Source organism: Dyella japonica A8 (genome assembly GCF_000725385.1).
Classification (GTDB): Bacteria; Pseudomonadota; Gammaproteobacteria; order Xanthomonadales; family Rhodanobacteraceae; genus Dyella; species Dyella japonica_C.
Genome location: NZ_CP008884.1, coordinates 3,866,734 through 3,890,227, shown reverse-complemented (window position 1 = coordinate 3,890,227; position 23,494 = coordinate 3,866,734). Strand labels below are relative to the sequence as shown.

The window sequence follows — 23,494 nt, the reverse complement described above, 5'->3', positions numbered from 1 at the left end:
ACGCACACGCGCTCGCGCCTGCGCCGGGCACGAGCCCGCACGGGTGGCGAAAAATGAGTGGGGCGACGACGGGTCTATCGTCGCAACGGGCGCATCAAGGCGCCGCGCGCGGGCGGTCAGCGCGTTGGAGGGCGCATGTCGGCGTGGATGTCACGGCGCGGCATGCTGGGGGCCTGTCGAAGGGAGGAGAGCGCGGCATGCGACGAGCCGTGCGCTGAAGCAACGTGCCACTGGCAACGCAGCTGGCCCGTTGCCGGGTCACGTGTCCAGCGTGCCGTCAGCGGGTGACTGCGCAGCTCGACTTCCACGCGGCGAGGGCCGCGGGGCGTCATGGCATAGCGGATGTTGTACAGCCGTCCGGGCGGCGCAAAACGACGGCCCGCACGACGGCGACCGGGCCCGATACGGCCCGTGAAGGAATGAAAGAGGTTCATGGCTCACCTCCTGGGCGCACGCAACGGCGCAGGAGGCGGCCGGACTTCCCTAGTCGAGGAAAGCGCCGGTCGACCGCATGCGGTCGCCACAGGCGTCCAAGTTGTCTACAGGGCGCGCCAACATCGGATACGACGATCCAACATTGGCGCTGCTACTAGGGTAACTGTCCATTTCTCGCAGGTGGATAACCAGACAAGTGCCACGGGAGACCCGTAAGGCGCGGGCACGATACTCAGCCCGCCAGCCGCGTGTCAACGAAAATTTGCGTGTTGAAACAATGTATCAGCGAGGTACGGGGCGCCGTGGATTGGACGTCCAAACATCTCGCGGCCATGTCGGGCGGCGCAGGATGAGGAACAGCGTTGGCGCGCCGTAGCGCGTCCTCACGGATGCCCGTGACGATGGTGGATATCCGGAAAGTGCAGATGCGTGTGCGTGAGCGGCGCATGCTGGTGAGGGTGCGCGTGCGGTTCCGTGCCGTCCCAGTCGAAATCGTGCTCGTGCTGGTGGTGTTCGTCATGGACGTGGCGATGCGCATGGAACATCGCCTCGTGCGTGTGCTCGTGCTCGTGCCGTTCGGTCAGGTGCAGCCAGACGCCTGCGCCCATCAGTGCGGCGGCGAGCCAGAACAGGGTGGATGCGTGCTCGCCGAAGCACAGGATGGCGATGGCGGCGCCGATGAACGGCGCCGTGGAGAAGTACGCCCCGGTCCGCGCCGTGCCCAGTCCACGCAGGGCGAGCACGAACAACACGAGGCTGACGCCGTAGCCAAGCAGGCCGATCAGCATGGCGGGTGCCGCTTGCGTCCACGATGGCACGGCGGCGCCGATGGCCAGGCCGAGCGTGGTGTTGATGATGCCGGCCACGGCGCCCTTGCTGCCGGCAAGGAACAACGCATCCTGTGCAGAGACCTTGCGGGTAAGGTTGTTGTCTATCGCCCAGCACAGACACGCACCGGCGATAGCGGCAGGACCGATCCACCTGTCCGTGCCACCGCTGGCGTTCGACCAGGAAAGCAGCACGCCACCGGCGACGATCAGCACCATGCCGGCCACGATGCGTCGATCCGCGTTTTCCTTGAACACGACCCACGCCAGCACGGCGGTGAGTACGGCCTCCAGGTTGAGCAGCATGGAGGCGGTGGCGGCGGTGGTCGCGGCCAGCCCGACCATCAGCAGCAGCGGTCCCAGCACGCCGCCGAAGATGACCGCGGCGAGCCACCACCACCATTCACCGGCGGGCATCGACGGCAGTTGCAGCGAGCGGTCGCGGACGATGCGGATCAGAGTCAGTCCCACGCCACTGCCGAGGTAGAGCAGGCCGGCCAGCAGGAAGGGTGACGTCTGCCCGACCAGTTGCTTGGCGAAGGGCGTGCTGGCGCCGAACAGCGCGGCCGCCAGGAGCGCGGCGACGACGGGGCGGGAAAGCATCATCCGGGTCATGGTCTTCCTGGGGCGCGGAGCCGGCAAGCGCGCACGCATAAAGGTGCAGGCGCGTCATTGTATGCCGCCTCCGGGCGGAGGGCTGGCTTTTTCCCGACCCGCCCCCACGTGATGGGCTTCCCCGTCGAGGAAGCCCCATGATTCCGTTCTCCGTACTCGATCTGGCGCCCGTCACCGAGGGCAGCAATACCACCGAGGCGTTCGCCCATACGCTGGACCTGGCGCGCCGCGCCGAGCGATTGGGCTACACGCGCTACTGGCTGGCCGAGCACCACAACATGCCGGGCATCGCCAGTGCCGCCACGGCGGTGCTGATCGGTCATGTCGCGGGCGGTACCTCGACCATTCGCGTAGGCGCGGGCGGCATCATGTTGCCCAACCATGCGCCGCTGCAGGTGGCCGAGCAGTTCGGCACGCTGGAGTCGCTGTACCCGGGGCGCATCGATCTTGGACTGGGGCGTGCGCCAGGCACCGATCAACCCACTGCGCGTGCGCTGCGCCGCTACTTCGACAGCGCAGAAGCCTTCCCGCAGGACGTGGCCGAACTGCTCGCGTATTTCGAACCGGCCACGCCGGAGCAGGCCGTGCGCGCCGTGCCCGGCGCGGGCATTCCGGTGCCGGTGTGGTTGCTCGGCTCCAGCCTGTTCAGCGCACGCCTTGCCGCGGCGATGGGTTTGCCGTTTGCGTTCGCCTCGCACTTCGCACCGGATGCAATGGATGAGGCATTGGCTTTGTATCGCCGCGATTTTTGGCCGTCCAAACGATGGCAGGCACCCTACGCGATGCTGGGCATCAACATCGTGGGTGCGGAAACCGACGCGGAGGCGAAGCGCCTGTTTACCACGCAGCAGCAGAGCTTCATCAACCTGCGTCGCGGACGGCCGGGCCTGATTCCTCCGCCCATCGACGATATCGAGTCGTACTGGACGCCCACCGAAAAGTTCGGCGTGGAACGCGCGCTGGCCTGCGCAGTGGTCGGCAGCGCCGATACGGTGAAGGAGGGCATCGAGGCATTCGTGGCGCGGCATCGCCCCGACGAGCTGATGGTCACCGCCAATGTGTTCGACCACGAGGCGCGTTGCCGCTCGTTCGCCATCGTAGCCGATGCGCGGAAACGCATCGTCGCGGGGCGCTGAGGTGGCGCGGTTGGCGTATGCGGATGAATACGGCGGAAGCGTAGAGTCATTGGATTCCCGCTTTCGCGGGAACGACGGTGAGGAAGCTTTCGGCATTCTGGATAACTGAGGCGATTTACCTCGTCATTCCCGCGAAGGCGGGAGGCGTTTTTCAACAGCCGAAGGGCTGGTCATCCAGCGACTGTGCTTGGCATCTCCAACGGGATCTGCGCGACGCAGCACCTTTCGGCTTACTGCGCGTCGAAGCTCTGCCGCAGATCCTGCCGGCAACGCGCCAGCAGTTGCGGCGGGAAGGTGGCGATAGGGTCGTTGCCGTAGCCCGAGTCGCGGTCGAGCAGGCCTTGCTCGGTGAGCAGCTGGTACATCGCCAGCCGCTGGGCGACGTGCAACACGCGACTCATCGGCAACGTCAGCGCAGCGCTGCCGTGCTGCGCGTGTTCGATCAGCGCCTCCTGCACCGTCGGCGGCAGTTCCCAGTGCTGTCCGGCCTGCACGGTGAGCTGCGCGGCGAGCTGCACGCATTCCTCGATGAAGGCGGACGAACTGGCGGGCAGCTCGGTGTGCTGCAGCTCCCTGTCCAGCAGGCGCCCCACGGCACCCAGGCCGCTATAGCCCATCAGCGCCACGAGGTAGGCCTCGAACGCATCGCACTGGCCCTTGCTGAGGTACACCGCGGCGTGGCCGCAGCGTTCGGCGTGGTCCCACAGGCGCTGGCCCACGACCTGGCCGTTGGCGCCGGTGCTGGCCATCAGGATGGGCTTCATCACGTAGGACGTCACCACGTGGCGCAGGCCGATCTGGCCAAGCAACACCACGGCATGCTGCAGGCTGCCGATAGGGTGTGCGGTGCGGTAGGTCACGCTGCCGGTGACGCGCATGACTTCACCCACCAGCACGGGGTCGCGCCGGATCAGGTCGGCCAGCTGCGCGCCGCTGAGCTTGTCGTTCTTCATTGCGCGCATCAGCTGCGGCAGCACGGTCGGCATGCGGGGCAGGCTGCGTATGTCGAAACGGCCGCTGTCGCACTGGTCACGCAGGCGCTGCAGGATGGCTTGCTCGCGCGGCTTGTTGGGGCTGTCGCCCGCGCTGACCGGCTGGTTCAGGATGAAACGGAAGAAACGCTCGGCGATCTCATCGCAGGGAATGGTGGGCGGCTCGGGCAGGGCGTCGACCGGGAGTACCGGATGGGAAGCAGCCGGGCGTGGCGCCGGTGATTCCGTCGCGCGCTCACGTCCGAACACTCGCCACCAGTTCCCCATCATCGTGCTGCCAGCTCCCTCGATTGGCATCTGCTCCGCCGTGTATCGGCCGCTGGCGGAAAAAATGTAATGCGACGTCGCTGCAGGGCGACGCGATGCTCAGTTATCGGCGGCAGGCGGCAAATGCTTGATCCAGCCCGCGGCACCCAGGCCCGCGCGGCGTCCGCTGGCGAAGCAGGCGGTAAGCAGGTAGCCCCCGGTGGGGGCCTCCCAGTCGAGCATTTCGCCGGCGCAAAACACGCCGGGCAGGGAGGTGAGCATCAGGCGCGGGTCCAGGGCTTCCAGACGGACGCCGCCACCGCTGCTGATGGCCTCGTCGATGGGGCGCGCCCGTTGCAGGCGCAGTGGCAGGTGCTTGATGGTGCGGGCGAGGGTGTCCGCGTCGTGGAACTGGTCGCGGTCCAGTACTTCGTGCAGCAGTGCGGCCTTCACGCCGCTCAGGCCGGTCTGTCGACGCAGGTGCTCGCTCATGGAGCGGCTGCCGCGCGGCTTGGCAAGGTCGGCGCGCAGACGCTCGAGCGGGCGGTCGGGGGCCAGATCCAGCGCGATGGTGGTCGAGCCGTGCGCGCCAATGGCCTCGCGCAGGATCGACGACCAGGCGTAGATCAGGCTGCCTTCGATGCCGCCGGCGGTGATGACGCATTCGCCCTGGCGCGAGTGTTCCCGGCCGTCCTTGTCGTGCAGGTGGATCACCACTGGCTTGAGCGGCGCACCGGCGAAGCGGGTGGCCAGGTGCTCGCTCCAGCCGATGTCGAAGCCGCAGTTGGACGGCACCAGTGGCGTGACGTCGACACCGCGTGTCGCCAGCACGGACTGCCACTGGCCATCGGAACCCAGCTCCGGCCAGCTGCCACCGCCCATGGCCAGCACCACGGCGTCGGCGCGGACCCGCCGTTCGCCGTCAGGCGTGTCGAAGCGCAGTGCGCCATCATCGGCCCAGCCCAGCCAGCGGTGGTGGACGTGGAAGCGCACGCCGTCCTCGCGCAGCCGCCGTACCCAGCCACGCAACAGCGGGGCGGCCTTCAGGTCGCTGGGAAACACGCGCCCGGAGCTGCCGACGAAGGTCTCCACGCCAAGGCCCTGGGCCCACGCGCGCAAGTCGTCGGCATCGAATTCGTCCAGCCACTCGCCGACTTCCCGCGCGCGGGCACCGTAGCGTTGGATGAAATCGGGCTTGGGCTCACCGTGCGTGAGGTTCATGCCGCCCTTGCCGGCGATGAGGAACTTGCGGCCTACCGACCCCTTGGCGTCGAACACGTCCACCGACACACCCGCCGCATGCGCGGCTTCGGCCGCCATCAGACCGGCGGGGCCGCCGCCGATGATGGCGAGGCTGACGTGGGTGGGAGTGGTGGACATGGCGGCGCGGGTGGCGAATGGCTGGCCATTGTACAGGTAGCCCTCTGGCCAGCTCTGCCCCTCCTGTGGGAGCGCACCCTGTGCGCGACAGCCACGCACTGGTGTACCTCACGGGCAGTCCTTGGCGATGGAGGTTTTCTGCACGCCGCGATGCATGGTCGCCATGCAGTCCGCGGTCGCGCACAGGGTGCGCTCCCACAGTTGCGTGCCTGAGGGCTCAACTCAATCGGTCGATCAACGGCTTCACCAGATCCAACGGCAACGGGAAAAACACCGTCGATGCCTTGCCGCCGCTGGCCATGTCCGCCGCGGTCTGCATGTAGCGCAGCTGCAGTGCCTGCGGCTGCTGTGCCAGCAGGGCGGCGGCGTCGCGCAGTTTCTCGGCGGCCTGCAGTTCGCCGTCGGCGTGGATCACCTTGGCGCGGCGTTCGCGCTCGGCCTCCGCCTGGCGCGCAATGGCGCGGACCATGGTTTCGTTGAGGTCCACGTCCTTGATTTCCACATTGCTGACCTTGATGCCCCAGGGATCCGTGGCGTCATCGAGGATCTGCTGCAGGCTGTGGTTGATCGAATCGCGCTGCGAGAGGATGTCGTCCAGGTCGTGCTGGCCCAGCACCGAACGCAGGCGGGTTTGCGCGAGCTGGCTGGTGGCCTGGAAGAAGTCCGCGACCTGCAGGATCGCCTTGTCCGGCTCCACCACGCGGAAATAGACCACCGCATTCACGCGCACGGAGACGTTGTCGCGCGAGATCACGTCCTGCGGCGGCACATCCATCACAGTGACGCGCAGGTCCACGCGCATCATGCGTTGCACGACGGGTATCAGCACGAACAGCCCCGGTCCCTTGGTGCCTGTATAGCGCCCCAGCGTGAGCACCACGCCGCGTTGGTACTCGGGCAACACCTTGATGGCCAGAAACACCAGCGCTATGCACCAGATCACGATGACGCCGACGAAGCCGAACATACGCATCTCCTCTGTGGTCAACCTCAGGCGCGCGTGACGCGCAACAGCAAGCCATCGCGTCCCACCACGCGCACGCGCGTTCCCACGGGCAGGCTGGATTCACAATGCACGCGCCACTGCTCCCCGCCGATGCGCGCCCAGCCGTCGCCGTGCGCATCGATGGGCTGCGTCAGTTCGCCGGTGGCCAGCAACATCTGCATATCGCCGTTGAAAGCGCGGGCCCGCCGCGAGCGCGCGACCAGTCGCAGCAGCACACCAAGCACGGCTACGGCGCCCAAGGCGATGCCGGCGATCACGCCCAGGTTCACTGAGTAGCCGGGCACGCCGGTGTCGAACAGCATGATTGAGCCGATCACGAAGGCGATGACGCCGCCGATGCCAATGGCGCCCACCGATGGCATCACCGCCTCCGCGAGTACCAGCCCGATGCCCAGCAGCATCAGCGCAAGTCCGGCGTAATTGACCGGCAGCAGCTGCAAGGCATAAAGCCCGACCAGCAGGCAGATGGCGCCCGCCACGCCCGGCAGGAACACGCCGGGATGGAAAGCTTCGAGCACCAGCCCGTACATGCCTGCGAGGAGGAGCAGGTAGGCGATGGTGGGGTGGGTCACCAGCCCCAGCAGGTGCGTGCGCCAGTTCGGCGCGTAGTCTCGCAAGGGAAGGCCAGTGAGGTGCAGGACGACGTCCTGTCCGGCGACGTGGACGTGCCGTCCCTCAAGGCGAGCCAGCAGGGTAGGGATATCAGGGGCGATCAGGTCGGCCACATGCATCTGTACCGCTTCATCGGCCGTCAGCGTGGCGGCGCCTTGCACGGCCTTGGCTGCCCAGTCGGCATTGCGACCATTGAGCTGCGCGAGCGAACGGAGGGAGGCAATGGCATCGTTGAGCACCTTGTTTGCTTCGGCGTCGGATGATGGCGTGACGGCCGCGCTGCCGGAGGGCGCGGGCGGATTGGGCGACGGCAACGGGCTGTTGCCGCCCAGCGATACCGGCGTTGCCGCGCCGACGTGCGTGGCGGGCGCCATCGCTGCCACCGGGCAGGCATAGAGAATGTACGTGCCCGCCGAGGCGGCGCGGGCACCGCCCGGCGCGACATAGCCGATGACAGGCCGCTGGGCCGCGAGGATGCTGGCGATGATCTGCCGCATCGAATCGGACAGGCCGCCCGGCGTATCCAGCTGCAGCACGATGGCCGCGGCGCCGTCGCGCGTGGCGCGGTGCAGGCTGTCGTCAACGTATTCCGCTGCGGCGGGGCCAATGGGGCCGGAAAGATCGATGCGCGCCACGAAACCGGAGGAACGCGGAGCAACACCCTCCGTGTTGCCGGTCGCCATGGTCGCGGCCAGCATCATTGCCAACAGCGTACAGAGCCATGTCACGAGCCTTTGCGTCACACCGTGCCTCCTCGAGAGGGGCGGCATCACATTGCGCCAGGGGATGTTTTGCTGGCGTGAGGCGTGAGGCGGGGCGCGGGGGAGAGCAAAGTCACTGGATCCCTGCTTTCGCAGGGATGACGAGCGTGGTGTGTTCGGCCAGACCGAAAGCAGTCAGGAAACCCTCACCGTCATCCCTGCGAAGGCAGGGATCCAGTGACTTTGCCATCATGGAGCGAAAAGCGCCGAGTATGCCCTCAGCTGAAAACCGGCCGCCCTTCCTGATCCAGCAGCCCATGGTCGATCAACCACAGCCGCGCATTCCCCGCATCCTGCTCGAACCACGCCTGCGCGGAACCCAGCCGGAAGCTGTAGCCCCAGGCGTCCATGTCGCTCATCAGGCGCACGCGTCCGACGCCGGGCAGTTCATCGGCCAGGACGATCTGCAGGTAGCAGGTGGCGTCTTCCTCGTCGATGGAGTCGGTGGCGTCGGTGTGCACGACGCTGCGCCGCTCGGGCGGCAGCACGATGAGGTGACCGGCTTCATGCAGCAGTGAATGCACCGGCGTGTCGTCGCGGGCGTAGACCGTGGTGCCGATGATGCCGGCCTCTTCCTCGCCCCAGAAGCTGCCGGGAATGGCCGTGCCGGACGCCACGCGTTCCAGCGTGAGCCCGTAGCGTGCGAGCAGGCGGGCAGGCGCCTCGAAGCCGGTTTCGGCCAGGCGCATCACACTTGCTTCGTTGGGAGAGGAGGGGACTGACATGGGATGAAAACCGCCGCCGGTTCGCGGCGGCGGCAAGGCTAAGGTGGCGCGGCGATGCCGCGCCACGACATCATCAGCCGGGCTTGGCTTCGGCGTGTTCGGGCAGCGCTACCGAAAGCTCGAGGATTTCGTGTCCGCTGTCGCGCTCGACGTTGATGTTGATGGCTTCGAGGTCGACGTGGACGTATTTCTTGATCACTTCGAGCAGCTCGTTGCGCAGCAACGGCAGGTAGTCAGGTGCGCCCCGGGTGGAGCGCTCCTGGGCCACGATGATGCGAAGACGCTCCTTGGCGACGGAAGCGGTGGGTTCCGGCTTGCGCTTCAGGAAATCAAGAATACCCATCGCGATCAGCCTCCGAATACGCGCTGGAAGAAGCCCTTCTTGGGCGCGTCGAGAAAGCGCATGGCGCGTTCCTCGCCGAGGATGCGGGCAACCGTGTCGCTATAGGCCTGCCCGGCGTGCGAGTTGTCGTCCAGGATCACCGGCACGCCCGCATTGGATGCGGCCAGCACGTTTTCGGATTCGGGGATGACGCCGACCACGTTGATGCCGAGGATTTCCTCGACGTCCTTCACGCTCAGCATCTCACCCACGGCCACGCGGGCCGGGTTGTAGCGGGTCAGCAGCAGGTGCTGCTTGATGGCGCCGTCGCCACGCTCGGCGCGGCGGGTCTTGCTGGAGAGCAGGCCCAGGATGCGGTCCGAGTCGCGCACCGAGGACACTTCCGGGTTCACCACCACCACGGCGTGGTCGGCGAAGTACATCGCCAGGTGTGCACCCTTTTCGATGCCGGCCGGCGAATCGCAGACGACGTAGTCGAAGCCTTCCTTGCCAAGGTCCTCGAGCACCTTCTCGACGCCTTCCTGGGTGAGGGCGTCCTTGTCGCGCGTCTGGCTGGCGGCCAGGACGTACAGGCTCTCGTAGCGCTTGTCCTTGATCAGTGCCTGCTTGAGCGTGGCTTCGCCGTGCACGACGTTGACGAAATCGTACACCACGCGACGTTCGCAGCCCATGATCAGGTCGAGGTTGCGCAGGCCGACGTCGAAATCGATCACCGCGACTTTCTTGCCGGCAATGGCAAGGCCCGTGGCAAGCGAGGCGCTGGTCGTGGTTTTGCCCACGCCACCCTTGCCCGAGGTGACAACGATAATCTCAGCAGTCAAGGCTCATCTCCGCGTAATGCTTTGTTGTAGTAATTGGCGATCGTCACAGCTTGGCGATCAGCAGTTTTTCCCCTTCGAGCCAGCATCGCACAGACTGGCCTTCCAGGTCCTTTGGAATTTGTTCGAACACGCGGTAGTGGCCGGCGATGGCCACCAGTTCCGCGTGGAAGTTCGAAATGTATATGCGCGCTTTCTCATCGCCCTGTGCGCCGGCCATCGCACGGCCGCGCAGGCTGCCGTAGATGTGGATGCTGCCGTCGGCGATCACTTCGGCTGCGTTGGCGATGGTGCCGGTGACCACCAGATCGCGGTCGCGTGCGTACACCTGTTGGCCGGAACGCACGGTGCCGTCGACGTGCTGCGCACCCAGCGCCGGGCCGGCGGCGGGCGCGGGTTCCTGTCGCACGGGTTCGGCACGACGGGGCGGTTCCGGCGCGGGCGCCGGAGCGGCCGCCGCCGGGGCGGGCGGCGCGATGCTGCCGCCGTCGGCCGGCTCGTAGGCGGCGCGGAACTTGGCGATCAGCGGCAGGCCCATGCGTTGGGACAGCGCGTCGACTTCGCTGGTGCCGTAGGCCAGGCCCACGGGCAGCATGCCGGCGCTGCGCACCGCTTCGAGCAGGGCGTCGACCGTGCCGTCGTCAGGCAGGTGCAGCAGGTGGCTCAGGTCCAGCACCACGGCAGCGCGGGAGAACAATTGCGGTGCGGTGCGCACGCGCCGTTCCAGTTCTTCGCAGAGGGCGGCGGCGTCAATTCGCTTGATACGTACGTTGGCTATGCCGACCTGGCCAAAGCGCAGGTCACAGGCTTCTTGTGTATCCATTCGTGCATTCACGGGCGCCGCTCTCCCGCGAGGCGGCGCTGGGGGGTATCGGGGTGGACGGGGCGCTGGCGTTCGGCCAGCCACGGCACATCGGGCAGGCCGTCGTGGTCCAGGTAGGTTTCACGCACGAAAGCATAACTCGGAAGGTCCTTGGCGAGCAGGCTCACCTGCGGGCCTTCGGTGCCCATGCGTTGCTGGCCCACTTCCTGGAAGCCATAGGTGCCGTGGAACAGCACCACCACGTCGTCGCGCGGCTCCAGGAACACTTCGCAGGTCAGCAGCGGCACGCGCACCTCGGCGAAGCTGGTGACGTCGCAATAGAAGATGCGACCCAGCCCGTGGCGACGGTAGGCGTTGGCGATGACGATGCGGTCGATGTAGGCGAACTGCGGGTAGTGCTCGGCAAACCAGAGATAGTTCGGGCTGTCGTAGTCCCGGCCTTCGCGCAGGGCAATGAGGAACCCGGCCAGGTGGCCATCGATCTCGGCCACGCGAAAATAATCCGCGTGTTCGTAGAAGTAGCGCAGCTGAGCCGCGTCCAGGGCGAGGATGGTGCGGCCGGCGGCGTTGTTGAGCGCCAGTACGGCATCCAGGTCGTGCTCTCGCACGTCGCGGATGGCAAGGGCCATTCGTTGCTCCGCTGTGTGTGGTTCGAGTGACAAGACCGTTGAAGCGGCCCCAGGTTTCGGCGCGCATTATGACATGCGTCCGGCGGCCGCACATAACACGGCGCACCATGTAAAACCTTTGTAAAGCGCCAACAGGCGTGCCTTTCGGCAGGGGTGGGGGAGTGACTTCTCACGCATTGCACCACGCCTGCCGCTGGCTAATGATGCGCGTATGGCCTGGTCAAACATTAATCACATCCGGCTGCTCCGGTACGCTGGCCTGTTCACGTACCTGTGCGTCGCCCTGCCGCTGCTTTCCGGTCCCGGAGGGCTGGCGGAGGTCAGCGCCTGGTGGAGCAACCCGAACATCACGGGCTGGATCCTCTCCTACCTGATCTTTGGCGTGACCTACCTGCTGCTGACGCGGCGGTCGGGCATGACGCGGCAGACGGGGTATCCCTCCGTCGCCCAGCTGTTCGGGCTGGTCGTGCTCACCGGTTCGGCGGTGGCCATGGGCTGGTTCAGCCAGAGCGGCCTGTCGGCCATGCTCATGCTGGTGATCGCCGTGGTGCTGCCCTGGCAGCTGCCGGTGGGGGCAGGGCTGGCCTGGATGCTGCTGCAGAACCTGATGCTGATTCCCATCATCGCCAGCTACATGGGCTGGACGATCGTGACTGCCTTCCTGCAGGTCTGCATGTACCTGGGCATCTCGGCGCTGGTGTTCTTCACCTCGATGATCGCCAGCCTGCAGGCCGAGGAGCGCGAGGTGCAGCGCCGGCTCAATTCCGAGCTGCGCGCCACCCGTGCATTGCTGGCCGAGTCCACCCGCATCGCCGAGCGCATGCGCATCGCTCGCGACCTGCACGACCTGGTCGGCCATCACCTGACGGCGCTCAGCCTGAACCTGGAAGTGGCCAGCCATCTGGTGAACGCACAGGCGGCGGAGCACGTGCAGAAGGCGCAGGTGACTGCCAAGCACCTGCTGTCGGACGTTCGCGAGGTGGTGAGCGAGCTGCGCCAGGACGACGCCATCGACCTGACCCTGGCGCTGCGCAGCCTGACCGAGGGCGTGCCGGGCCTGGGCGTCCACATGCAGACGCCGCCGCGCTTCAGCGTGGAAGATCCGCGCCGCGCCCAGGTACTGCTGCGCTGCGCGCAGGAAATCATCACCAATACGGCGCGCCATGCCGGCGCCCGCAACCTGTGGCTGCGCTTCGATTACATCAACGCCAACCTGCTGGAACTGTATGCCCGCGACGACGGCCGCGGCGCGGTGAATTTCCGGCCGGGCAACGGCCTGTCGGGCATGCGCGAGCGGCTGGCCGAGTTCGACGGCAGCGTCACCGTCGAAGCCGCGCTCCAGCAAGGGTTTGCGCTGACCGTGCGCCTGCCGCTGGGCGAGGTCCAGGAGCTGGCGCACACGCCGTCACGGTTCGAACCCCCGGCTTTGGGCATGCTGTAGCCTTGCCGGGAGGTCGTGTCAAAATGTGCTGCTTGGATAGCAGCATCGTTCTCCCCGTTGGCCGCGGGCATCGCACGCTGGCCACCAACGTTTCGAGGATTCGCGATGATTTCCGTCTGTCTCGTTGACGACCAGAACCTGGTTCGCCAAGGTGTCCGTTCACTGCTCGACCTGGCGGAGGATATCCGCGTGGTGGCCGAATGCGCCGATGGCGCCCAGGCCGTCCAGGACATCCCGCGGGTGAAACCCGACGTGGTACTGCTGGACCTGCGCATGCCCAACATGAGCGGCCTGGAAGTGTTGCAGGCGCTGTCCGCCCGCAACGAACTGCCGCCCACCATCATCCTCACCACCTTCGACGACGACCAGCTCGTGCTGCAGGGCCTGAAGGCCGGCGCCCGCGGCTACCTGCTCAAGGACGTCTCGCTGGAGCAACTGGTGGAGGCTGTCCGTACCGTGGCCGCCGGCGGCTCGCTGGTGGCACCCATGGTCACCCAGCGCCTGCTGGCCGGGGTCGGCCGCATGCAGAACCAGTTCACCAGCCTGGAGCAGCCCGACCCCCTGACCGAGCGCGAGACCGAGATCCTGCGCCTGCTGTCCGGCGGCTACAGCAACAAGGAGATCGCCAACTCCCTGAAAGTGGCGGAGGGGACGGTGAAGAACCACGTTTCCAACATCCTCTCCAAGCTGGGGGTGCGTGACCGTACCCGCGCGGTGCTGAAGGCACTGGAGCTGGGCATCGTCTGATCCCTTGCGGGGCCTTGCCTGACGCCATTCGCAGGCGTCTGGAAGGCCCCTGTCGGGCAGTCTTTACGGCCGGATGGCGTTCGGGCGCGCGAGCAAGTAGTATCGGTGGCTTCGGCGCTGGCCGACCCCCGTTCATGCAGTGATTCTTCGGGAATCTCCCGTGGCGGGCCGGTCTCCGGCGACTGCCCTTGTGCCGTATACAGAGAGACGTGCGGAGAATCCCGGAATGATGCGTGTTCTTGAATTTATTGTGGCCCTGATCATCGTCGCAGTGGCGGCGGTGGTGGTGGGCGTGGTGATGCCCGGCAACGGTCATATCGAACGATCGTTGGTCATCGGCAAGGACATGCGTCAGGTCTATGACGTGCTGAGCAACTTCCGCCGCTTCCCGGAGTACTCCGAGCAGCGTGACGCTGACCGCAACATCAAGTTCGACTTCTCCGGCAAGGCCTATGGCCCCGGTGCCGAAATCTCCTGGGCCAGCGATGACGGCAAGGTCGGTACCGGCAAGTTCACCATCGCCTCGGCCGATCCGAGCTTCGACAAGGTCGATTCGACCGCCAAGAAGGCCACCCTTGTCTGGAACATCGACAACGACTGGCGTGGCAACGACAAGCACTTCACGGTCGACCTGGAGCGCAACGGCAGCCGCGGTCAGCTGACCAAGGTGACCTGGTCGTATGACGTCGACTACGGTTTCAACCTGATCAACCGCTACTCCAACCTGTACATCCACGGTGATCCGGACGTGTTCGTCCAGTCCACCCTGAACAACCTGCAGAACGTGCTGGCCGGCGTGCAGAACGTCGACTACACCAAGCTGATCCCGTATATCGAGCAGACCCAGCCGACTCCGGTCCTGGTGGTGTCGAGCTCGATCGAGCGCAAGGGCGGCCTCGAGGCCCTCGATGACGCCACGAACAAGGCTATCAGCCAGATCCAGGCTGCCGCCAAGAAGCTGGGCGTGACCACCACCGGTCCGCGCATCATCTACACCACGAACTACGGCGACCAGAACTACACCTTCGACGTGGCCATGCCGATCAGCGCGACCAGCCTGAGCGTCGCCGGCCAGACGGTGGAACTGACCGCTGCCAAGGCGCCCGACCTGAACGCCGCCGCGGCCAGCACCGCCGCTGACGCCAGCAGCGCCAACGCCGGCGACACCGCTCCGGGTGGCCATGACCGCTTCGGCCGCCTGATCATCGACAACGACGTGCGCGCCTTCCTTGCCTTCGGTGGCCCGGCCCTCAAGGCCGTGTGGAACGGTACCGCCGCCGGCGTGCCGCAGACCCGCGACCTGATGAAGGCCTATGCCCAGACCCACGGCTACAAGTTCGACGAAGTGGTGGGCCGCTTCTACGACATCCAGGCCAAGCCGGAAGTGAAGCAGGGCGACGAAGTGAAGCAGTACGCCGAGTACGACGTGTACCTGCCGCTGAGCTGGGCCCCGGATCAGACCCCGGAACAGGCTGCCGGCATCAAGCCGCCGTCGCTCGACGACAGCAGCGACCAGGCTCCGGCCGCGTCGGGCACGGCTGCCGCTCCGGCCGCAGCCGGTACCGCCGGCAAGTAAGCCGCCCAAACGGCAAGCATCGAAAAGGCCCTTCCTCGCGAAGGGCCTTTTTGTTTTTGCGCGCCGCACGGCCCGGTTCCGGCGAACTTTTCGGTTACAGTGCGGGTCCAGTCGCAGGTGGGGCCCGCGACACGCGTGCAGCAAATGCATGCCATACGATTTCACAGGACATGATCGAAACCGAACAGCTCACTCGTCGCTATGGCGCCCTGACGGCAGTGGACTCGCTGAGTTTCCGCGCCGAACCGGGGCAGGTGCTCGGCCTGCTCGGCCCCAACGGCGCCGGCAAGACCACCGCGATGCGCATGATCGCCGGGTTCCTGGCGCCCAGTTCCGGCACGGCGCGTGTTTGCGGCTACGACGTGCGCAAGGAGCCCCTTAAGGCCAAGCGTGCGCTGGGTTACCTGCCTGAGGGCGCGCCCAGCTATGGCGAGCTGACGGTGCGCGAGTTCCTTACCTTCATCATCCGCATGCGTGGCCTGCAGCGCGACGAAGGCTACCGGCGTTTCGAGCGCGTGGTCGGTGGTTTGCAGCTTGAGGGCGTGCTCGACCAGTGCATCGACACTTTGTCGAAGGGCCTCAAGCGCCGCGTGGGCCTGGCGCAGGCCATCGTGCACAACCCGCAAGTGCTGATGCTCGACGAGCCCACGGATGGCCTGGACCCGAACCAGAAGCACACCGTGCGCCAGCTGATCGACCAGATGGCACGCGACCGCACCATCCTCATCTCCACGCATCTGCTGGAAGAAGTGCACGCGCTCTGCAATCGCGTGGTGATCATTGCCAATGGGCGCCTGATGGTCGACGCCACGCCGGCGGAGCTCGAGTCGCGTTCCCGCTATCACGGCGCGGTGTCGTTCAGCGCACCGGGCAGCGGAGTATCCCAGGAGATGCTGGGGCGGCTGCCGCAGGTCGCATCGATCGAAGTCGATCCGATGGATGGCCGCATCACGGTTTTCCCGCGGACGGGTGAGCGCATCCTTGAACCGGTGGAAACGCTGCTGCGCCAGCAGGGGCTCGAAGTGTCGGAAATCCAGCTGGAACGCGGGCGCCTGGACGAGGTGTTCCGCCAGATCACCATGGGCGCGGAGAACAGGGAATGAGCCCGATCGCAGCGGTGACGCGTCGCGAATTGCGCAGCTACTTCGTGACGCCGGTGGCGTACGTGTTCCTGGTGATCTTCCTGGTGCTGTCCGGCATCCTCACGTTCTACGCGGGAGATTTCTACGAGCGCAGGCAGGCCGACCTGCAGCCGTTCTTCGTGATGCACCCCTGGCTCTATCTTGTGCTGGTGCCGGCGGTGTCGATGCGCATGTGGGCGGAAGAGGCCAAGGGCGGCACGCTGGAACTGTTGATGAGCCTGCCGCTCACGCTGGCGCAGGCGATGCTTGGCAAGTTCCTCGCCGCATGGATGTTCATCGGGCTGGCGCTGGTGTTGACCTTTCCGATCTGGATCACCGTGAACTACCTCGGTTCACCGGACAACGGCGTGATCCTGGCCGGCTACATCGGCAGCTGGCTCATGGCGGGTGCTTTCCTGGCCATCGGTGCCTGCCTGTCCGCCGTGACGCAGAGCCAGGTGGTGGCCTTTGTGTTGACCCTGGTGGTGTGCTTCCTGCTGATCCTGGTCGGGCAGCCGCAGGTGATGGAGTTCTTCCAGGGGGCGATGCCGCGCAGGCTGGTGAACGCGCTGGCGCACCTGAGCATGGTGCGCCACTTCGAGGCGATATCGCGCGGCGTGCTGGACCTGCGTGACCTGTTGTATTTCCTCGCGAGCATGACCGCCTGGCTTACCGCCGGCGTGCTCACGCTCGACCTGAAGCGGACGCCGTGAGCATGAGGCGCATTCACTTCAGCCGTCGCGTGGTGCTGCTGTCCGCCGTGGCCGTGCTGGCCACGCTGTTCGTCATCTTCGTGCTTGCCAGCAGCCGTTGGCGCATGGGGCGCGTGGACCTCACCTCCGACAAGCTCTACACGCTTACCCCGGGTACCGTGCATATCGTCGAAGGCTTGCACGCTCCGCTGCGCCTGACGCTCTACTTCTCCAGCCATGCCACGCGCGACCTGCCGCAGCTGCGCACCTACGAACAGCGCGTGGCGGAGATGCTGCAGGAGATGGTGGCGCGCTCGCACGGGCGGATACGCCTGAAGATCGTCGACCCCGTACCGTACTCGGACGACGAAGCCAGCGCCGAAGGTTACGGCCTGTCGCCGATCAACGGCGGCACCAATGGCGAGCGGGTGTTCTTCGGCCTGGTGGGCAGCACCTTGTCTTCCAGCGCCGATGCCGACATCGATACCGAAGGCGAGGATCGCCTGCCCAAGAAGGTGCAGGCGATTCCGTTGTTCGATCCTTCGCGCGAGACCTTCCTCGAGTACGACATCGCTAAGCTGCTGTACGAGCTGGACCAGCCGTCCAAGCCGCATATCGGGGTGATCAGCAGCCTGCCCGTGCAGGGCAATCCCGTGATCGGCGAAGAGCCCTGGACGGTGATGCGCCAGCTGTCGCAGCAGTTCGACGTGAAGACGCTCGATCCTGCGAAGCTCAAGCACATCGATGGCGACATCAAGGCCTTGCTGGTGATCCATCCCAAGCACCTGCCGGCCGATGCGCTGTACGCCATCGACCAGTACGTGCTTAACGGTGGGCACCTGGTGGTGTTCGTCGACCCCGTGGCGGAGATGGACAACACGCCGTTCGTCGACAGCAACGGCGTCACCGACGACCACAATTCGAACCTGTCGCGCCTGTTCAGCGCCTGGGGCGTGCAGTACGACCCGCAAAAGGTCGTGCTCGACCGCTCCCGCGCGTTGCGCATCGAGCTGGCGGACAACAGCTCCATGAGCCATCCGGCCATGCTCGGCCTGGGCCAGCCGGAGCTCAACCACGACGACGTGACCACGGCCAGCCTGCAGCGCATCAACGTATCCAGCGTGGGCTATTTCGATCTTGCGCAGGGCACGCCGTCGCGGCTGGTGCCGTTGATGCAGTCAACCACCGATGCCGAGGTGGTGCCGAGCCAGCGCGTGCGCGAGTCGATCAACAACCCGGCGGCGCTGCTCGATAACTACAAGCCCGACAACGTCCACTACGTGATCGCGGCCCGCGTGCGCGGCCAGTTTCCCAGCGCCTTCCCGGAGCGCTCGAACGAGCAGGGGCATCTGGCCGGCGCCAACGCCAGCACCGAGGTGATCCTGGTTGGCGATACCGACCTGCTGAGCGACCGCCTGTGGGTGTCGTACGCACAAAGCCTGCTCGGTCAGCCGCAGCTGAGCGCCATCGCCAACAACGGCGACCTGATCACCAACATCGCGGACAACCTGAGCGGCTCGTCGGCCCTGCTTTCCATCCACGGACGGGTCAGCTCGCAGCGTCCGTTCACCCGTGTGCTTGCCCTGCAAAGCGCCGCCGACCAGAAGTTCCTCGCCAAGAAGCAGGAGCTGCAGCGGGAACTGGCGGTCACCCGCACGCGCCTGGCCGAGTTGCAGCCGGCCAAATCGGCCGGTCGCAGCGATAGCGCGACGCCGGAGCAGCGCGCGGAGATCGAGCAGTTCCTGCAGCGCCAGCTGCAGATCAACAAGCAACTGCGCGACGTGCAGCACCAGTTCAATGCGGAGATCGATGCGCTCGGCCTGCGCCTGAAGTTCATCAATATCGTGCTGATCCCCTCGATCGTGACCATCGTTGGCCTGCTCTACGGCTGGCGCCGCTCCCGGCGCAGCCGGCGGGGTCGCGCATGAGTGCCATCGACGGCGGTGATGTGTCGCAGCCTCGTGCCGTGGATGCGGTGGCGGGGCGTATGATGGCGGGTCACCGCTGACCCGGCGCAGGTTTGTTCGATGATGGCAAGCGTGCTCAAGTGGATCGTGCCCTGGGAGTTCTCCTGGGTCTTCCTGCTGTCTTTCATCGGGTGTTGCGTGCTCTATGTTCGTGGCAGCCGCCGGCTTCACGTCAGCATCGGGCGGCGCCTGTCGTTCTGGACCGGCATGCTGCTGGTCTATGTGTCGCTGCACACGTACCTGGACTATTTCTTCGAGCATGAATTCTTCATGCATCGCATCCAGCAGATCCTGCTGCATCATCTGGCGCCGCTGCTGATCATCGCCTCGTATCCGGGCACCGTGCTGCACAAGGGCCTGCCGTTCCGCTGGCGCTTGCGCCTGCTGCGCCCGGTACGGCGCTCGTGGCCATGGCGCATGGCCAGCGCCGTGTGGTGCAACCCGGCCGTGGCCACGGTGGTGTTCGTTGCCTTCATCCTGATATGGCTGGTGCCGTCGATGCAGACGCTCGCCATGCTGGACTGGCGCATCTACCGCTTCATGAACTGGTCGATGCTGGCCAGCGGTTTCACCTACTGGTGGCTGGTGCTCGATCACCGTCCGCGTCCACCGGGACGCATGACGCCGGGCATCCGCGTGCTGTCGCCGGGCATCACCATGACGCCGCAGATCCTTGCCGGTGCGATCGTCACGTTCTCCAAGGCCGATCTTTATCCGATCTTCGAGATCTGCGGCCGCGCGTTCACCTTCAACGTGCTCACCGCCCAGCTGGTGGGCGGCGTGATCATGTGGGTGCCGGCGGCGCTGATCGAGTCCATCGGTGGCCTGCTCGCCATGCGCCAGTGGCTGCGCCTGTCGCGCAGCGGGCGCATCCGGCGCAAGCCGTGGCCCGCAAGGCGGATGCCTGCCACAGCGCAGCAGTAGTGGCAGCGCGGCATGGTAGGGCTCTTGGTGGGAGCGCACCCTGTGCGCGACCGCAGCGCAGGGGGCTTGCCCCAGTGTGCGATGTCCGAGTTGGTCAGGTGCATGCTGAAAGCGTTGTGCTGGCGCAACCGGTCCTGGAGGGAACCTTGCACCGCGTCGCGCACAGGGTGCGCTCCCTCAGGTAAGAAAGGTCAGCGCTGCGTTGCGTTAGCCACTGAAGCCCGTCGCATTGGCCGGCCGCGCGACAAAGTCGGCATCCAGCGTGCTGCCATCGCCGAAGGTGAGCGTTACCTTGATCGTGTCGCCGGGCTTCACCGGCGTCTTTGCCTGCATCAACATCAGGTGGTAGCCGCCGGGCGACAGTTCCGCCTTGCCGTGCGCGGGAATGGCAAGGCTTTCGACCATGGACATGCGACTGACGCCGCCTTCGCCGCTGCTCTGGTGCAACATGGCGCTGCCGTAGCTGGCGCTATGCGCGTCGCGCAGGCTGGCTGGCTGGTCGCCCGTGTTTTCCAGCGTGACATAGGCGCCCGCAGGCAGATCGCCCGGTAACACGCGTATCCACGCCTGGCTGGCGCGGATGTGCTCGGCTTCGTTGGCATGGCTCGCCGTGGCGAACATCAGGCCGAGCACGACGAAGGGCAGGGCGCAGGTGGTGCGAAGGCTCATGACTGGGTTCCCAGGCTCAGCAGCAGGTGCAGGTCGTGGACGATGTCGTCCTGCGGGTTGTTGGGCGTGGCGAGCAGGCGCGCCTTGCCTTCACCATCGAACAGATAGATGGCCGAGCTGTGCGTCACTTCGTACTGCCCGTCGGCGCGATCGGGTTCGCGTGTGAACGCGGAGCGGTAGCGCTTGCTCAGTGCCTCGACCTCGCCTGGCGTCCCGGACAGCCCGACGGCGCGCGGGTCAAAGGCATTGACGTAGGCGTGCATGACGTCCGGCGTGTCGCGCGCCGGATCGACGCTGACGAACAGGATGCGCGCGCCATCGGCCAGCGGCCCGAGCCGCTGCATGACCACGTGCAGCTGTGCCAGGGTCAGGGGGCACACGTCAGGGCAGTGCGTGTAGCCGAAATAAAGCAGCACCACCTTGCCGCGGTAATCCTGGCCGCTGACGTTCTTGCCGTGGTCGTCGACCAGATGAAAATCCAGGTCCGGCATGTGGCCGGAGACATTGGTGAGCCGCCACTCGATCCCGTCGTCACGATGGCAACCGGCGAGGATCAGCGCGCCGAACGCCAGCATCAACAGCATCAGCCAGCGACGGGTGCGACAAAGCTTCATGCGAGAATCGATGGGAGTCATCCCGCCAGCATACGACACTGGCCACCCGGCCGTAGCCCGGCAAGCCGAGGAGCGATACCCATGCGACAACCTGCCTTTTCGACGGGACTGCTGGTGGGGCTGGCAGGTGCCAGCGCCGTCGCCCTTGGCGCCTTTGGCGCGCACGCGCTGCGCGGTGTGCTGGATGAGCGCGGCGTGGAGCTGTGGCATACGGCGGTGAGCTACCACTTCTGGCACGCGCTGGCGCTGGTGTTTGCTGTGACGGTGGCTGGCGGGCGTGCCTCGCGCGTCGCCGTTGCCGCCTACGCCATCGGCATCGTGCTCTTCAGCGGCAGTCTTTACGCGCTGGCGCTGGGTGCGCCACGCTGGTTCGGCGCCATCACGCCGCTGGGCGGCGTGGCCTTCATCGTGGGGTGGATGGCGCTCGGCGTGGCGTTGACCGCGCGGGGCAGCCGCGCCACGGACTGAGCATCAGGCGCGGTCCACGCGGGCCGCATAGCAACCGGGCTTGGCCATGTGGATGTGCAGGTAGGCGATCTGCTCGTCGGCGAACAGGCGGTCGATCACCGGCTCCAGCGCCGTGCCCTGGGCGACATCGGCATCGCGAAGCATGCCTTGTACATCGAAGCCGCGTACCGACAACAGGCGTCGGCGCAATTGATCGGGCACGTCGTCCATGCGGTCGAACTGTTGCTCGCCTTCGCGGATGTAAATGGCATAGGTCGAGCGGAAGGGCGAGTTCGCCGGCTGGTGTTCGTAGTTGAGCAGGATCAGCGATTGCCCCGGCTCGGCATCGGTCAGGCTGACGCGGCACGGATAGGCGTGGGCGCGGTCGGCCGTCACGCGCATGGCGCGACGCTCCCACAGGGCTTCATCGGACAGGGTGAACAGTTCGGCAAAGGGTTCGGCGGGCAGGCCGGTAATGCGGAAGTGCATGACGGGAACTCCGTGGGGATGCCTCTCAGCTTCCCGCTCCGCGACGCTGCCCGCCATCCGCTTCTTGCGCTGCCTTCAACCGATGCGGAACACCTGGATGGATTCGCAATCCGGGCAGCGATAGCTCTGCAAGGCGGTGTCGTGCTCCCGCGACCATCGCCTGGCCTCGGGCGGAAGCGCGTCTTGGCGTTCCATCTCGACTTCTGCCCCCGCGCGCGAACAGTCGTCGCACAGCACCGGTCCTGCCGGCAGCGGACGATAGGGGGTGTTCTGGGTCATGGCGCTCTCCGCGGGCGACGGGTGATAGAGAACAGAAGCTAGCGCCAGCGCCGTTCACGTCCCGTCGAAGGGGGATCAATGCGGTGCCTTCGAGGCGTCAGTCGGCTTCGTCGTCCTGCACGGGTTCGGATGTGTCGCGCTTCAGGCGCCCCTGCTTGCGCAACGCCTCGCGCAGTACGAACTCGATCTGCGCGTTGACGCTGCGCAGATCGTCGTCGGCCCAGCGCTGCATGGCTTCGAGTACGGCAGCGCTGATGCGTAGCGGGTAGGCCTTCTTCTCAGCCGCCATAGAGCGTGCCGGCGTTCACCACCGGTTGGGTGGCGCGGTCGCCGCACAGCACCACCAGCAGATTGCTGACCATGGCGGCCTTGCGCTCCTCGTCCAGCTCCACGACGCCCTGCGTCTTGAGGCGGTCCAGCGCCATCGCCACCATGCCGACGGCGCCGTCGACGATGCGTTCGCGCGCGGCCACGATGGCGCTGGCCTGCTGGCGTTGCAGCATGGCCTGGGCAATTTCCTGGGCGTAGGCGAGGTGGCTGATGCGTGCCTCGACGACGCGCACGCCGGCCTTGTCCAGGCGCGCCTGGATTTCGTCGCGCAGGTGGTTGTTGATCACCTCGCCGTGGCTGCGCAGCGCGGGCTTGCCGTCGTCGTGCGCATCGTAGGGGTAGTTCTGCGCCATCTGGCGCAGCGCCGACTCGCTCTGGATGGTCACGAAGTTCTCGTAGTCGTCCACGCAGAACACGGCCTCGGCGGTGTCGATGACCTGCCACACCACCACGGCGGCGATCTCGATGGGGTTGCCGTCGCTGTCGTTGACCTTGAGCTTGCCGCTCTCGAAGTTGCGCACGCGCAGCGAGACGCGGCGGCGGCTGCAGAAGGGGTTGGTCCAGCGCAGGCCTTCCTCACGCACGGTGCCGTGGTATTTGCCGAACAGCTGCAGTACCTGGCCCTCGTTCGGGGCCACCTGGAAGAAGCCCTTGCTCATGAAGACGGCGATAATGTGGATCAGCACGCCCAGCGCCGCGTAGCCCAGATGCTGGCTTACCAGGCCGTAGCCTTCGCAGGCCAGGCCGATCAGCGCGAGAAGGATGACAACGACGACGGTGGGAATGCCGGAAGTCGAAAAGCCTTGCTGCTCGTTCATGGTGGTTTCTCCCTGGATGCAGAAATTAGATA

General features: G+C 66.2%; 26 protein-coding genes. 9 read left to right on the top strand and 17 right to left on the bottom strand.

The window, feature by feature from the left end:
• Window positions 1-116 precede the first annotated feature (116 nt).
• Window positions 117-434, bottom strand: a complete 318-nt coding sequence (locus HY57_RS21695; RefSeq protein WP_039732448.1) for a hypothetical protein — start codon at window positions 432-434, stop codon at window positions 117-119.
• A 384-nt stretch (window positions 435-818) separates the two neighbouring features.
• Entirely contained in the window at window positions 819-1,877 is a 1,059-nt protein-coding gene (locus HY57_RS16315; protein WP_038579967.1) for a DMT family transporter, read from the bottom strand.
• 137 nt (window positions 1,878-2,014) lie between these two features.
• On the opposite strand from HY57_RS16315, the gene HY57_RS16310 reads away from it, so the two are divergent.
• A complete protein-coding gene (locus HY57_RS16310; protein ID WP_019466182.1) occupies window positions 2,015-3,013 on the top strand; it encodes an LLM class flavin-dependent oxidoreductase in 999 nt (332 codons plus the stop codon).
• 230 nt (window positions 3,014-3,243) lie between these two features.
• Here HY57_RS16310 and HY57_RS16305 read toward each other — a convergent pair whose 3' ends face one another.
• The 9 genes from HY57_RS16305 to HY57_RS16265 form a co-directional block, all read right to left on the bottom strand.
• Window positions 3,244-4,302: an HDOD domain-containing protein gene (locus tag HY57_RS16305; RefSeq protein WP_085931562.1), complete on the bottom strand. Its 1,059-nt coding sequence runs from the start codon at window positions 4,300-4,302 to the stop codon at window positions 3,244-3,246.
• A 69-nt stretch (window positions 4,303-4,371) separates the two neighbouring features.
• Window positions 4,372-5,631 carry a TIGR03862 family flavoprotein gene (locus HY57_RS16300; RefSeq protein ID WP_026034087.1) on the bottom strand — a complete coding sequence of 420 codons (1,260 nt, stop codon included), beginning with the start codon at window positions 5,629-5,631 and terminating at the stop codon, window positions 4,372-4,374.
• Window positions 5,632-5,848: 217 nt separating this feature from the next.
• Window positions 5,849-6,598: a slipin family protein gene (locus tag HY57_RS16295; protein ID WP_019466185.1), complete on the bottom strand. Its 750-nt coding sequence runs from the start codon at window positions 6,596-6,598 to the stop codon at window positions 5,849-5,851.
• A 23-nt stretch (window positions 6,599-6,621) separates the two neighbouring features.
• Window positions 6,622-7,992: an NfeD family protein gene (locus tag HY57_RS16290; protein ID WP_235186579.1), complete on the bottom strand. Its 1,371-nt coding sequence runs from the start codon at window positions 7,990-7,992 to the stop codon at window positions 6,622-6,624.
• A gap of 236 nt (window positions 7,993-8,228) precedes the next feature.
• A complete protein-coding gene (locus HY57_RS16285) occupies window positions 8,229-8,735 on the bottom strand; it encodes a hypothetical protein (RefSeq protein ID WP_026034089.1) in 507 nt (168 codons plus the stop codon).
• Window positions 8,736-8,808: 73 nt separating this feature from the next.
• Window positions 8,809-9,078 (bottom strand): cell division topological specificity factor MinE, encoded by a 270-nt coding sequence (gene minE / locus HY57_RS16280; RefSeq protein WP_019466188.1) that lies wholly within the window; start codon window positions 9,076-9,078, stop codon window positions 8,809-8,811.
• Window positions 9,079-9,083: 5 nt separating this feature from the next.
• Window positions 9,084-9,899: a septum site-determining protein MinD gene (gene minD / locus HY57_RS16275; RefSeq protein ID WP_019466189.1), complete on the bottom strand. Its 816-nt coding sequence runs from the start codon at window positions 9,897-9,899 to the stop codon at window positions 9,084-9,086.
• Window positions 9,900-9,942: 43 nt separating this feature from the next.
• Window positions 9,943-10,719 carry a septum site-determining protein MinC gene (gene minC, locus HY57_RS16270; RefSeq protein WP_430536849.1) on the bottom strand — a complete coding sequence of 259 codons (777 nt, stop codon included), beginning with the start codon at window positions 10,717-10,719 and terminating at the stop codon, window positions 9,943-9,945.
• A gap of 8 nt (window positions 10,720-10,727) precedes the next feature.
• Entirely contained in the window at window positions 10,728-11,348 is a 621-nt protein-coding gene (locus HY57_RS16265; protein ID WP_019464488.1) for a GNAT family N-acetyltransferase, read from the bottom strand.
• A gap of 211 nt (window positions 11,349-11,559) precedes the next feature.
• On the opposite strand from HY57_RS16265, the gene HY57_RS16260 reads away from it, so the two are divergent.
• The 7 genes from HY57_RS16260 to HY57_RS16230 all read left to right on the top strand — a co-directional run bounded on the left by HY57_RS16260 (window position 11,560) and on the right by HY57_RS16230 (window position 19,816).
• Window positions 11,560-12,789 (top strand): sensor histidine kinase, encoded by a 1,230-nt coding sequence (locus tag HY57_RS16260; RefSeq protein WP_019464489.1) that lies wholly within the window; start codon window positions 11,560-11,562, stop codon window positions 12,787-12,789.
• A gap of 105 nt (window positions 12,790-12,894) precedes the next feature.
• A complete protein-coding gene (locus HY57_RS16255; RefSeq protein WP_019464490.1) occupies window positions 12,895-13,536 on the top strand; it encodes a response regulator in 642 nt (213 codons plus the stop codon).
• Between the two features lie 226 nt (window positions 13,537-13,762).
• Window positions 13,763-15,112, top strand: a complete 1,350-nt coding sequence (locus HY57_RS16250; protein WP_019464491.1) for a hypothetical protein — start codon at window positions 13,763-13,765, stop codon at window positions 15,110-15,112.
• 170 nt (window positions 15,113-15,282) lie between these two features.
• Window positions 15,283-16,215 carry an ABC transporter ATP-binding protein gene (locus HY57_RS16245; protein WP_019464492.1) on the top strand — a complete coding sequence of 311 codons (933 nt, stop codon included), beginning with the start codon at window positions 15,283-15,285 and terminating at the stop codon, window positions 16,213-16,215.
• Window positions 16,212-16,946, top strand: a complete 735-nt coding sequence (locus HY57_RS16240; protein WP_019464493.1) for an ABC transporter permease subunit — start codon at window positions 16,212-16,214, stop codon at window positions 16,944-16,946. Before HY57_RS16245 ends, HY57_RS16240 begins: the two co-directional genes overlap by 4 nt.
• A 2-nt stretch (window positions 16,947-16,948) precedes the next feature.
• Window positions 16,949-18,853 (top strand): GldG family protein, encoded by a 1,905-nt coding sequence (locus HY57_RS16235; protein ID WP_026033790.1) that lies wholly within the window; start codon window positions 16,949-16,951, stop codon window positions 18,851-18,853.
• 99 nt (window positions 18,854-18,952) lie between these two features.
• Window positions 18,953-19,816 (top strand): cytochrome c oxidase assembly protein, encoded by an 864-nt coding sequence (locus tag HY57_RS16230; RefSeq protein WP_019464495.1) that lies wholly within the window; start codon window positions 18,953-18,955, stop codon window positions 19,814-19,816.
• 207 nt (window positions 19,817-20,023) lie between these two features.
• Here the strand turns inward: HY57_RS16230 and HY57_RS16225 are convergent, their stop codons facing one another.
• Window positions 20,024-20,485 carry a copper chaperone PCu(A)C gene (locus tag HY57_RS16225; RefSeq protein WP_019464496.1) on the bottom strand — a complete coding sequence of 154 codons (462 nt, stop codon included), beginning with the start codon at window positions 20,483-20,485 and terminating at the stop codon, window positions 20,024-20,026.
• The gene (locus HY57_RS16220) at window positions 20,482-21,099 is read right to left on the bottom strand and encodes an SCO family protein (protein WP_019464497.1); all 618 of its coding nucleotides are present in this window, start codon (window positions 21,097-21,099) and stop codon (window positions 20,482-20,484) included. Before HY57_RS16220 ends, HY57_RS16225 begins: the two co-directional genes overlap by 4 nt.
• An 81-nt stretch (window positions 21,100-21,180) precedes the next feature.
• On the opposite strand from HY57_RS16220, the gene HY57_RS16215 reads away from it, so the two are divergent.
• Entirely contained in the window at window positions 21,181-21,567 is a 387-nt protein-coding gene (locus HY57_RS16215) for a DUF423 domain-containing protein (RefSeq protein WP_019464498.1), read from the top strand.
• A gap of 3 nt (window positions 21,568-21,570) precedes the next feature.
• Here HY57_RS16215 and HY57_RS16210 read toward each other — a convergent pair whose 3' ends face one another.
• The 4 genes from HY57_RS16210 to HY57_RS16195 form a co-directional block, all read right to left on the bottom strand.
• On the bottom strand, window positions 21,571-22,035 hold the full coding sequence (locus tag HY57_RS16210) for a DUF1203 domain-containing protein (protein WP_019464499.1): 465 nt from the start codon (window positions 22,033-22,035) through the stop codon (window positions 21,571-21,573).
• 75 nt (window positions 22,036-22,110) lie between these two features.
• The gene (locus tag HY57_RS16205) at window positions 22,111-22,314 is read right to left on the bottom strand and encodes a hypothetical protein (protein WP_019464500.1); all 204 of its coding nucleotides are present in this window, start codon (window positions 22,312-22,314) and stop codon (window positions 22,111-22,113) included.
• Window positions 22,315-22,411: 97 nt separating this feature from the next.
• Entirely contained in the window at window positions 22,412-22,603 is a 192-nt protein-coding gene (locus HY57_RS16200) for an Arc family DNA-binding protein (protein ID WP_019464501.1), read from the bottom strand.
• A complete protein-coding gene (locus tag HY57_RS16195; protein WP_019464502.1) occupies window positions 22,593-23,462 on the bottom strand; it encodes an SPFH domain-containing protein in 870 nt (289 codons plus the stop codon). The genes HY57_RS16200 and HY57_RS16195 overlap by 11 nt, the downstream gene beginning before the upstream one ends.
• Window positions 23,463-23,494: the final 32 nt, after the last annotated feature.

Coding starts and splice junctions, on each gene's coding strand:
- HY57_RS16205 (WP_019464500.1), bottom strand. CDS start 22,314: ATGACCCAGAACACCCCCTATCGTCCGCTGCCGGCAGGACCGGTGCTG.
- HY57_RS21695 (WP_039732448.1), bottom strand. CDS start 434: ATGAACCTCTTTCATTCCTTCACGGGCCGTATCGGGCCCGGTCGCCGT.
- HY57_RS16210 (WP_019464499.1), bottom strand. CDS start 22,035: ATGCACTTCCGCATTACCGGCCTGCCCGCCGAACCCTTTGCCGAACTG.
- HY57_RS16245 (WP_019464492.1), top strand. CDS start 15,283: ATGATCGAAACCGAACAGCTCACTCGTCGCTATGGCGCCCTGACGGCA.
- HY57_RS16285 (WP_026034089.1), bottom strand. CDS start 8,735: ATGTCAGTCCCCTCCTCTCCCAACGAAGCAAGTGTGATGCGCCTGGCC.
- HY57_RS16295 (WP_019466185.1), bottom strand. CDS start 6,598: ATGTTCGGCTTCGTCGGCGTCATCGTGATCTGGTGCATAGCGCTGGTG.
- HY57_RS16225 (WP_019464496.1), bottom strand. CDS start 20,485: ATGAGCCTTCGCACCACCTGCGCCCTGCCCTTCGTCGTGCTCGGCCTG.
- HY57_RS16300 (WP_026034087.1), bottom strand. CDS start 5,631: ATGTCCACCACTCCCACCCACGTCAGCCTCGCCATCATCGGCGGCGGC.
- HY57_RS16305 (WP_085931562.1), bottom strand. CDS start 4,302: ATGCCAATCGAGGGAGCTGGCAGCACGATGATGGGGAACTGGTGGCGA.
- HY57_RS16310 (WP_019466182.1), top strand. CDS start 2,015: ATGATTCCGTTCTCCGTACTCGATCTGGCGCCCGTCACCGAGGGCAGC.
- HY57_RS16260 (WP_019464489.1), top strand. CDS start 11,560: ATGGCCTGGTCAAACATTAATCACATCCGGCTGCTCCGGTACGCTGGC.
- minC (WP_430536849.1), bottom strand. CDS start 10,719: ATGGATACACAAGAAGCCTGTGACCTGCGCTTTGGCCAGGTCGGCATA.
- HY57_RS16220 (WP_019464497.1), bottom strand. CDS start 21,099: ATGAAGCTTTGTCGCACCCGTCGCTGGCTGATGCTGTTGATGCTGGCG.
- HY57_RS16255 (WP_019464490.1), top strand. CDS start 12,895: ATGATTTCCGTCTGTCTCGTTGACGACCAGAACCTGGTTCGCCAAGGT.
- HY57_RS16230 (WP_019464495.1), top strand. CDS start 18,953: ATGATGGCAAGCGTGCTCAAGTGGATCGTGCCCTGGGAGTTCTCCTGG.
- HY57_RS16195 (WP_019464502.1), bottom strand. CDS start 23,462: ATGAACGAGCAGCAAGGCTTTTCGACTTCCGGCATTCCCACCGTCGTC.
- HY57_RS16250 (WP_019464491.1), top strand. CDS start 13,763: ATGATGCGTGTTCTTGAATTTATTGTGGCCCTGATCATCGTCGCAGTG.
- HY57_RS16315 (WP_038579967.1), bottom strand. CDS start 1,877: ATGACCCGGATGATGCTTTCCCGCCCCGTCGTCGCCGCGCTCCTGGCG.
- HY57_RS16200 (WP_019464501.1), bottom strand. CDS start 22,603: ATGGCGGCTGAGAAGAAGGCCTACCCGCTACGCATCAGCGCTGCCGTA.
- HY57_RS16240 (WP_019464493.1), top strand. CDS start 16,212: ATGAGCCCGATCGCAGCGGTGACGCGTCGCGAATTGCGCAGCTACTTC.
- minE (WP_019466188.1), bottom strand. CDS start 9,078: ATGGGTATTCTTGATTTCCTGAAGCGCAAGCCGGAACCCACCGCTTCC.
- HY57_RS16265 (WP_019464488.1), bottom strand. CDS start 11,348: ATGGCCCTTGCCATCCGCGACGTGCGAGAGCACGACCTGGATGCCGTA.
- HY57_RS16215 (WP_019464498.1), top strand. CDS start 21,181: ATGCGACAACCTGCCTTTTCGACGGGACTGCTGGTGGGGCTGGCAGGT.
- HY57_RS16235 (WP_026033790.1), top strand. CDS start 16,949: ATGAGGCGCATTCACTTCAGCCGTCGCGTGGTGCTGCTGTCCGCCGTG.